11 protein-coding genes and 1 pseudogene are annotated in these 8,965 nt (G+C 41.0%); 4 read left to right on the forward strand and 8 right to left on the reverse strand.

Translation table 11 applies throughout. The features are described from left to right. The 3 genes from UF75_RS23105 to UF75_RS31165 form a co-directional block, all read right to left on the reverse strand. A partial coding sequence (locus tag UF75_RS23105; protein ID WP_197079515.1) for a M56 family metallopeptidase occupies positions 1-606 on the reverse strand: 606 nt, incomplete at its 3' end. Then, positions 581-964 (reverse strand): BlaI/MecI/CopY family transcriptional regulator, encoded by a 384-nt coding sequence (locus UF75_RS23110; protein ID WP_045576881.1) that lies wholly within the window; start codon positions 962-964, stop codon positions 581-583. The genes UF75_RS23105 and UF75_RS23110, both read right to left, overlap by 26 nt. 185 nt (positions 965-1,149) lie before the next feature. Further along, entirely contained in the window at positions 1,150-1,302 is a 153-nt protein-coding gene (locus UF75_RS31165; RefSeq protein ID WP_348983097.1) for an ATP-binding protein, read from the reverse strand. Between the two features lie 311 nt (positions 1,303-1,613). Between UF75_RS31165 and UF75_RS23115 the strand changes: the two genes are divergently transcribed. Then, positions 1,614-2,306, forward strand: coding sequence for a response regulator transcription factor (locus UF75_RS23115; RefSeq protein WP_045576882.1), 693 nt, complete (start codon positions 1,614-1,616; stop codon positions 2,304-2,306). Positions 2,307-2,308: 2 nt separating this feature from the next. Beyond that, positions 2,309-3,712: a HAMP domain-containing sensor histidine kinase gene (locus UF75_RS23120; protein WP_045576883.1), complete on the forward strand. Its 1,404-nt coding sequence runs from the start codon at positions 2,309-2,311 to the stop codon at positions 3,710-3,712. Between the two features lie 21 nt (positions 3,713-3,733). Here the strand turns inward: UF75_RS23120 and UF75_RS23125 are convergent, their stop codons facing one another. The 3 genes from UF75_RS23125 to UF75_RS23135 all read right to left on the reverse strand — a co-directional run bounded on the left by UF75_RS23125 (position 3,734) and on the right by UF75_RS23135 (position 4,730). Next, positions 3,734-4,006 (reverse strand): SHOCT domain-containing protein, encoded by a 273-nt coding sequence (locus tag UF75_RS23125; protein WP_045576884.1) that lies wholly within the window; start codon positions 4,004-4,006, stop codon positions 3,734-3,736. A 77-nt stretch (positions 4,007-4,083) separates the two neighbouring features. Further along, positions 4,084-4,305 (reverse strand): SHOCT domain-containing protein, encoded by a 222-nt coding sequence (locus tag UF75_RS23130; protein ID WP_045576885.1) that lies wholly within the window; start codon positions 4,303-4,305, stop codon positions 4,084-4,086. Further along, entirely contained in the window at positions 4,302-4,730 is a 429-nt protein-coding gene (locus UF75_RS23135) for a hypothetical protein (RefSeq protein ID WP_045576886.1), read from the reverse strand. Before UF75_RS23135 ends, UF75_RS23130 begins: the two co-directional genes overlap by 4 nt. 362 nt (positions 4,731-5,092) lie before the next feature. Between UF75_RS23135 and UF75_RS23140 the strand changes: the two genes are divergently transcribed. Beyond that, a complete protein-coding gene (locus UF75_RS23140) occupies positions 5,093-5,455 on the forward strand; it encodes a four-helix bundle copper-binding protein (RefSeq protein WP_045576887.1) in 363 nt (120 codons plus the stop codon). Positions 5,456-6,548: 1,093 nt separating this feature from the next. Here the strand turns inward: UF75_RS23140 and UF75_RS23150 are convergent. Further along, positions 6,549-7,550, reverse strand: coding sequence for a LysR family transcriptional regulator (locus tag UF75_RS23150; RefSeq protein WP_045576889.1), 1,002 nt, complete (start codon positions 7,548-7,550; stop codon positions 6,549-6,551). A gap of 97 nt (positions 7,551-7,647) precedes the next feature. Then, positions 7,648-7,851 carry a hypothetical protein gene (locus tag UF75_RS23155; protein WP_045576890.1) on the reverse strand — a complete coding sequence of 68 codons (204 nt, stop codon included), beginning with the start codon at positions 7,849-7,851 and terminating at the stop codon, positions 7,648-7,650. A gap of 121 nt (positions 7,852-7,972) precedes the next feature. On the opposite strand from UF75_RS23155, the pseudogene UF75_RS23160 reads away from it, so the two are divergent. After that, positions 7,973-8,965, forward strand: a pseudogene (locus UF75_RS23160) (IS1595 family transposase); the annotation flags it as partial.

Genomic DNA, 8,965 nt, shown 5'->3' on the forward strand with positions numbered 1-8,965 from the left:
ATTAGCTTGAATATTGAGGATGCTCTTGCATTGCTCAAGAATCCATTTTTCAGATTCTTGAGCGCTCTGGGCGTTTGTCCGGATTCTCATCAAAAACCGCCCATTAATGAAAATAACATAGCCCCCAAAAATAATTGCCCCTGTCAACCAGATTAACAAAACGAGCAAGTTGGTACTAATTTTATAATTAAAGTTATCACTAAGCGTGGCAATGCCCTGTACTGGATAATTATGTCTAGTTTGAGTTGGGCCAGATTGAGAATTAGTTAATGTTTTAGCCGGAACTACTATAGCCCCCGTTTCGTTAATGGTGTTTTTTTCTGTAGAAACTTTAACATCATATGTTTTTAGAACAATATTTTCGAATGTTGGAAGAACATTCAGAATACTCAGGGGGCTTCCGGGTGCAACTGGTAATGCCAACCGTATCACCAGAAGAAACCATATATAATAATGCCAAGAAGGGGGCAACTTATCCTTAACTGCTAATTTAACCAAAAGAATTATTGGAACCATTAGGCAAGCTATCAGTGAAGAAAACAGCACCCAATTAAATACAGCAAACATGAAGTTCAAAATATCACCGTTCCTTATTCTTGCTGCCATCCAGAATGTGCTTGAGTTCGTCAATTTCAACATCTGACAACTCTTCATCTTCCAGAATGTTCATCAACAGTAGATTAAGTGAACCATCATAGACTTTTTTAAGAAAAAAGTTTCGTTCTTCTCTTCTGCACCCTTGTTGAGACAAAAGAGGTCTACAAACATTCGGGGATGAACCTTTATCAATTGTTATAGCTTTTTTGTTGACTAACCTGTTAATGAGTGTATAAATAGTGGTTGGACCCCAACCAGTCCTCAATCGCAAAATCTCGACTATTTCACTTGATGTAATGGGGGCCTTTTCCCACAATATTCTCATAACCTGCCACTCAGCATCTGAAATTTTTGAAGTTTTATTCATTTTCGCCATCCTCTACAAATGTAGAATATAAGTACATTCTACATTTGTAGAATACGATTGTCAAGACTGATGGGATTTTTTCAGTTGGATCCTTTTGAGGCTAGTTCCTTTTTCTTTTTGGTTATAGTACCTCAAATATTAATGGTCAGTTTGCAAGCGCCTAGTCGTCGCAGAGCACATGTCATTTAAATGGAAGGCAACAATATTTCTACCCGAACCCCTCGCTCCCTCCGATTCACAGTAGAAATCCTCCCCCCGTGTTGATCAAGGTTACGGTGGACAACGGATAATCCTAATCCAGTCCCTTTCTCTTTCAGCGTAAAAAAAGGATCATATATATAGGGCTAGATCCTTTAGATGCACTTTCCTATATCTAACTTACACCAATGCCATCTGAATAAATCTAAACTGTATAAAGATGAAGACAACGATCAAAGTGGCTCTTATACTAACGGATGAAATTATCCATGATGGCTTTGGTTATCCCCAGATACACTAGCCCAGCGTAATTTCAATAAACCAAGCAACCGTTGGTTGCCTTATGATAAAAACAAGGAAACGTCTGACCTACAGGATTGCCGGGGTCAGTCGTTCCCTTAAATAATGATCTTAGATAAGTTTTTTGGTATTGAAAGGGGCCTGTCTACCCATGAGAATTTTACTAGTCGATGATGAAAAAAAAATCACGACCGTGCTCAAAGCCTATCTTCAACAAGAAGGATTTCAGGTAAGTACAGCCATTAACGGACTAATCGCTTTAACCATGTTTAAAGAAAACCCCTTTGACTTGCTCATTCTTGATTTAATGCTCCCTGGCATGTCTGGGACAGAAATATGCCGCGAGATTCGCAAAATCTCCTCTGTTCCTATTATCATGCTCACCGCTAAAGTCGAAGAAGATGACCGCATCCAAGGATTAAGTATTGGTGCCGATGATTACATTACGAAACCCTTTAGCCCACGAGAAGTGGTTGCCCGTGTTCGGGCCGTTCTACGACGGACTAATAACGAAACTGCACCCCTTGCTGACGTAATTTCCTATGATAATGGCCTCACCATCGATAACATCCAGCATGAAATCCGGCTTAACGATCAGGAAATCTTGTTAACTCCAACTGAGTTTAAGATTCTGGGAGCCTTAGCGAAACACCCTGGACGGGTGTTATCACGAGGTCAGTTGGTGGAAATTGTTCAAGGGCATGACTTTGACGGAGATGACCGCGTGATTGATGCTCATATTAAGAAGATTCGGCAAAAGCTCGAAACAACTCCCAGCGACCCACATATTATGTTGACCGTATACGGTATCGGTTACAAGTTCAATCCAAGTGCGGGGGGATAAGAATGCGCACTAAATTGTTTCTCTCCACCCTGATCATTGCGATAATTACTCTAACCTTCAGCATGCTTTCCGTGAAATTCGTCTTCAAGCAACAGTTTAGTGTTTATTTAACCCAGGCGAATGAAACAATCTTAGAACAGTTACCCTCTCGTCTGAGTGCCCTTTATCAGACTAAGGGTACCTGGGATCCTACGGCTTTGGGCGAAGTTACTCACTCCCTCCCAATGGGGACCGTTGTTACTCTGACTGATCCAAACGGTAAGCTTATAGCTACGTTAACCAACACCATGGAAGATATGATGCATGGACAAGGCCAAATGGACATGAGTATGAGTATGGGTATGAGTATGTCCTCCTATTCCGCTACAAGTTGGAAAACAAAAACCTTTACGGTGTCTGGACCCCTCGGGACATTGGCCACTGCAGAGGTCCGTTACCCTGCAACCGCACAGATTCTCAATCCCCAAGATGTCCGCTTCCAATCCGCAGTCTTTCGCTCACTACTCTTCGCCGGAGGATTGGCGTTGCTATTTGGGATTATTCTCAGTTACTTTACAAGCCGCCAACTCGTCGCCCCGCTCAGACGATTAATGCAAGCATCCAATCGAATTGGACATGGGCACCTAGACGAACGTGTTTCCAACCGCTCCAAAGACGAGGTAGGGCAACTGGCGAACGCATTTAATGCGATGGCCGATAATTTGAATCGCCAAGAAACCCTCCGCAAACAGTTTACCGCCGATATCGCCCACGAACTGCGCACTCCCTTGACCTCGATCAAAAGTTATATAGAAGCCTTTCAAGACGGCGTCCTTCCTGCAGATCAGGAAAACCTCTCCTCTATTCATGAGGAGATAGACCGTCTAGTTGACTTGTCCAGCGATCTAAAAGACTTAAATGTAGCAGAAATCGGCGCTTTACAGCTAAACCTTGAACCTGTGGACTTAAAGCCACTTCTAGAAAGAATTATTCGCAGCCTTAACCCCCTCATCCAAGAAAAAGAACTAACTCTAACTTGGCATGCCCCGCAGGAACCTGTGACTATGTCCGGGGACGAGCGCCTTCTGACCCGACTCTTCTACAATCTGGTGCATAATGCCTATCGGTACTCCAACTCAGGCGGCCAGATTACTGTTGCCCTTACAAAAACACCAGATTTTACGGAAATTAAAGTTAAAAACACAGGTATGGGCATCTCGGAAGACGATCTTCCTTTAATATTCGAGCGTTTTTACCGTGCTGACAAATCCCGGACCCGTGAGACAGGGGGAACTGGAATTGGTCTGGCGCTGGTCCGCCAGATTACGGACCTCCATCAAGGCACGATTACCGTACAGAGTAAAGTCGGGCATGAGACTGAATTCATCATTCGACTTCCAAACGAGATAAAAGTGGCTGAGGATTAAATCCTCGGCCACTTTTATAATTTATCTGCGCTCTAAATCCTTTTTCCGGCTTTGATACTCGACCGAATCTATCTCCCCACGCGCATACCGTTCACGCAGGATGTCCATTCCACTATGCTCACCTATCGTTCCCGTATGAACCTGCGAAGCACTGCGACGAAATATATAGATACCCAGTAGAATAATCCCAATCCCTAAGATGAGCGGCATAACCATACCCATCCACCCATATCCACCGCTTCCATAACCACCGTATCCCCATCCACCCATCATATTACCCCAACCGCCCATCATATGAATTCCTCCTTTAAACTGATTTTCAATAAATACAGACTTAGATTTTGACTTTCATCCATAAAGCAACCGCTATGTTATCCCTTTTTAATGGATATTAGCTTCTTTTGCCCCGACAGCTCTTGTTTCCGATTAAGGTATTCCTCTCTATCAATCTCACCACTTGCATAGCGTTCAGCCAATATATCTTGTGCAGTATGCGTATGAGATTGATGGTTCATACAGCATGATGCGCTAGAATTTGATGAATTAAACAAGTAATAAGCTACGATGACTAATAGGATCAAACCAAACATCATTTTAGATCTCCCCTTTCACTCCCGTTCATCATAGTACCTCGCGAACCCATCATACCATTTCCGTTGGTCATCATATTCCCGCCAGAATTAGTCATGAATTGGTTCATTTTATTAAGGTTTTCTTGCCCCAAAAGGGCCTTAACATTGGGATCTGAATTCATAAGATCTTGCATCGCCTTAACATCCCCGGTTTGCATAGCGTTCTGCATACCCGCTGAATTATGGAGATTTTGCATAGCAGTCGAATTCATCAAGGTTTGATGCTGCTCCGGTGAAAAGGTTTTTTGCATAAATCCCTGCATTTGACCGAACCATCCGTTACCTTGTTGCTGGTCTGTTCCGGCCAATGCCGGTAAAGCCATGAGCCCGACAGCCAACGTTGCGGTTCCTAAGATGACGGTTATTTTTTTACTGAGTTTCTTCATTTTTATGTTCCTCCCCTTAATTTTCATTTTTTAGCTTTACGACGTTTGATTTGCTGTTCTTCTATGTCCTTAGTGTAACTCTCGGATACGATTATCTCATGAAAAAGTTGTGAATTTCTCATGAAGAAAGACGCCTGATTAATGAACTCCAGAGCGAAAATAACAAGGCTCAGAACTCTCAAATGTTCTGAGCCTTGTTATTTTCGCTTTTATCTTGAAGACGCCCAATGATTTTGACAGCCTCCTCGTTCCAACATGACATTGATCACATATTTTTTGCAGTTTCCTTAAATTACTAATATATAATTTCTAAAAAGATAGATACTAGAAAGGAAATTTAAGAAAGGAAGGAGGTTGGTTTAATGCCTATTGCTACCAATGCCACAGCTTCGATGCAAGCTTGTATTGATGCATGCAATGCCTGTATGCAGGCATGTGAAGAATGTTATACTGCTTGCCTAAATGAACCAGATGTTCAAGCCAGAATGCATTGTATTCAGCTACTTCGTGATTGTGCTGATATGTGTTCCATATCTTCACAGTATATGGCTAGAAATAGTGAGTTTGCTAATCAGATATGTAATATCTGTGCAACAGTCTGTGATGCTTGTGCTACTGAATGTGCAATGTTCAAGGATACTCACTGCCAGAAATGTGCTGATATGTGCCGTAAGTGTGCGGATGAGTGCCGTAAAATGGCCGGAAAAGCCTTAGCTGCGAAATAAATTACTCTAACCAAGAAGGAGGCCATGGGTGCCTTCTTCTTTTATTGCATTCTAAAATGCCCAAACAGTGTTGAAATTACTTCAATCTTATTTATAGCTAAGTCAAACTCTATTGTTACTATAAGATCGAAGTGCGAGTATGATAGATTGTACGGTAGATACGTCCAGTCGAATTATTGCCTTGGAAGATGACAATCAACTTTATTTTACAGAGTTTTGGGAAATTACTTTGTAGTGGGATCAAGGGGTTCTCTCTAAGATTTAGGCCCAGTGAGGCAGAGAAACAACATTACTTCGCTTACTTTGTTCTCCGCCTATTTAGTTTCTATTGCTTAAAATTAAGGCTCAATTAAAATCAAAGAATGAATCATGCCCCTTATGATTGCTGTTAATATATTTGCGATTTCCTTTTTATTAGTTTATTGTTTACCCATTTCAAGGGGGACCATTATGGAATTAAACAATTATGACGTTATTTAATACAATCTAAAAACCAGATTCTCAGTACTTAATGAGAGTTGGGTTAATCTTCTCTACATTGCAAACGCTCGACATTCCATAGCACAGTGCAAACAGATGTTGGCACATTTCTGAGATTCCTTGTCGGTGAAACGCGCACATTCATTTCCACATGCTTCACATATACTCGCGCAAAGGCCTGCTATTGATTTACTATAAGAGCTATGGCGAGCAAGGTATTTAGCAGTCACTGTACAGATATCTGCACAATCTCGTAGTAGTTGTAATTGTCTATGCCTTAGGTGAAGATCTTGGGAATGCATTAGGAGATGAGAAATCATGTGTTCACACATTACTTCACAATCTTGAACAGTATTTGTAATATTAGTAGGGTGCATTTGATGTGTATTCATAGGAACCATCCTTTCACACTTCTCTGATTAGATTATGGTTTTTACTAAAACTTGTGTTTGTACAGTCAGTGCTTTTAGACGTTTTCCGACCTTAAAGAACATTCTCGATAACTTTCCTGTAAACGCGATGAAAAGTAACATTCCTCCCACAAACGAGGGAGGAATATTGTAGATTAGATTTTGATGTTTATGGGACATAAATTTCATCATCAGTAAATGCCCTAATGCCAATGTTCTTGCCCTTCCGGACAACTCACTGCAGGGTGTGTAAAAAGCGGAATACTCGCATGTTCCTCTAACTCATTATAGTCCGTACTTAAAATATTCGCTATTAACTCGTGATCATGGAGTAGGTTGATTAAGATGAGCTCATCTTTGGTCTGTGAAGTTCGGGCATTGGTGAGAATACTGAGAGACCGAGAAACGGGAGCATCTTGAATTTTTAATATCTTAAATACTTTTCGGTCGCATTCTTTGCTGACAGTCAACGAAGAGATAATGGTAATTCCAAGTCCAGCTGCAACCACTTGTTTGATCGCCTGAGTACTTCCTAGCTCCATCGTTACATTTAATTGATCTGGATCAAGTCCTCTCTCTTTTAGGGCTATTTCCATCACCTTGCGAGTCCCAGAACCATCCTCTCTTGTCACCAGACGTTCATGTGGGAGTTCAGCTAGTGTAATGCTTTTCCTTGATGCCCAGGGGTGGGAATAGGGAAGCACGACTACCAACTCATCTTCCCAAAAACTCTCTACAGTAAGGTCCTTATGCTGGGAAGCTGGCCCCTCGATCAGGCCAATATGAAATTTTTTCTCTAGAACAGCTTGAGTAATTGACTCCGTATTCGCGACCTTCACTTTGAAGTCCACGCCTGGGTGGGTCTTAAACAATAGCGCCAAAATATTGGGAAGAATATATTCTCCAATTGTTAAACTCGTACCGAGGCATATTACCCTTCCCTGATCTTTTGCCAGAGCGCTTATCTCCTCTTTAAAACTCGCAAGAATGTTCAAGATAGTCCGAACACATCCATAGAAAATTTTACCCTCTTTAGTCAGAGTAACCCCTTTATTGCTGCGATCGAAAAAACAGGCGCCATATTCATATTCCAGATCCTTAATCTGCAAACTAACACTGGGTTGACTCATGTGGAGATTCTTAGCTGATAACGTAATATTATTAGTTTCTGCCACGTCTTTGAACACAAGAAAGCGCTGCTCCATGATGATGCATCTCCCTTCCAATATTTTCAAAGTTATCTTTAAATCTTACTACAGTTGTGTGTTTAGTACTGCCCCCAACATCAACCATCCATTAGCGCTAATCATTTTTAATAAGCTTTTTTTCAATCGAATCACATAATTCATTAAACAATATACCATCTTCAATTTTCATGTTCACTTTACGTAAATATTTTAAAAACTCAATAGGAATGCTTTCTTTCGAATTAACCTCATTTGCTACTATAAACTCATTTATTACAATTGTAATTGTCTCTATATCTTCCCTACTTACTATTTGCATGTTTTGCCTCGGTTCTTTTAAAATTAGGCTTAGTTAAAGAGTGTTGTTGATTTATACAAAGTTATGTCCAAGCCATGTCGTACAATAGAGTTATAAACCACCATTTAAGGAGGACTCTATTATGGAAGGAACACTCTTTGGCTCGATTATTGAACTTATTATGCGTCTGGGCTATGACGAAAAAGAAAAGCTTATCCTTACTGTTCAAAATATAATGAGCAATTCAACTGAAGGTAATGCTAAGTTAATTGGCGAACTACGAGAGAAGAAGTATAGCAAAGGTTTCAGTTGCCCTCATTGTGGCGGCACTCATGTTGTTCGATACGGCAAGTTCAAAGGTCGCCAGCGGTATAAATGTAAGGACTGCATAAAGACGTTCAGCGATTTAACAGATACTCCATTGGCAAGAACTCGTTACCCTGACAAATGGATTCGGTTCATAGATTGTATGCTCCAAGGGCTTCCTCTCCGCCAATCAGCAAAGATTGTAGGCGTTACTCATGTGACCCTATTCTATTGGAGGCACAAACTGTTAAGCTCTCTTCGTCAGATGGATATATCCTCATTTAATGGTATTTTAGAAGCTGATGAAACCTACTTTCTTTACTCAGAGAAAGGAAAACGTGGAATCACTTATCGCAAGCCCAAGAAACGTGGCGGTGTCGCCAAATTTAGAGGCATTAGCAGAGAACAGGTTTGTGTTCTTGTCGCCCGTGACCGTGAAAAAAAGCACAGTTTCTAAGGTATCTTGCCAAGGGCGTATCTCTATAAAACAAGTGAATAAGCTCATTGGCTCAAAGGTTTCAGAATCCAATATTCTCTGCTCGGATGCATGGAAGTCTTATTCAATGTTCGCTCGGCAGAAGGGCTTAGACCATTACAGCATAAAGTCTACTGAAGCACATGTTAAAAAGGGCATCTACCATATTCAGAACGTAAATAACTATCATAAGCGTCTTAAAGATTGGTTGGCACATTTTAATGGGGTTGCCAGTAAGTATCTAGATAATTACTTGGCATGGTTTCGTTTTTTGGATTCCAAAGGCTTTGAAAAGACTAAAGAAAATCTTAAAGACATGCTTTATACTTCCTGTCTTTATCAAATGCGGGAAAC

The sequence above is a fragment of the Desulfosporosinus sp. I2 genome (assembly GCF_000960765.1).
GTDB lineage: Bacteria > Bacillota > Desulfitobacteriia > Desulfitobacteriales > Desulfitobacteriaceae > Desulfosporosinus.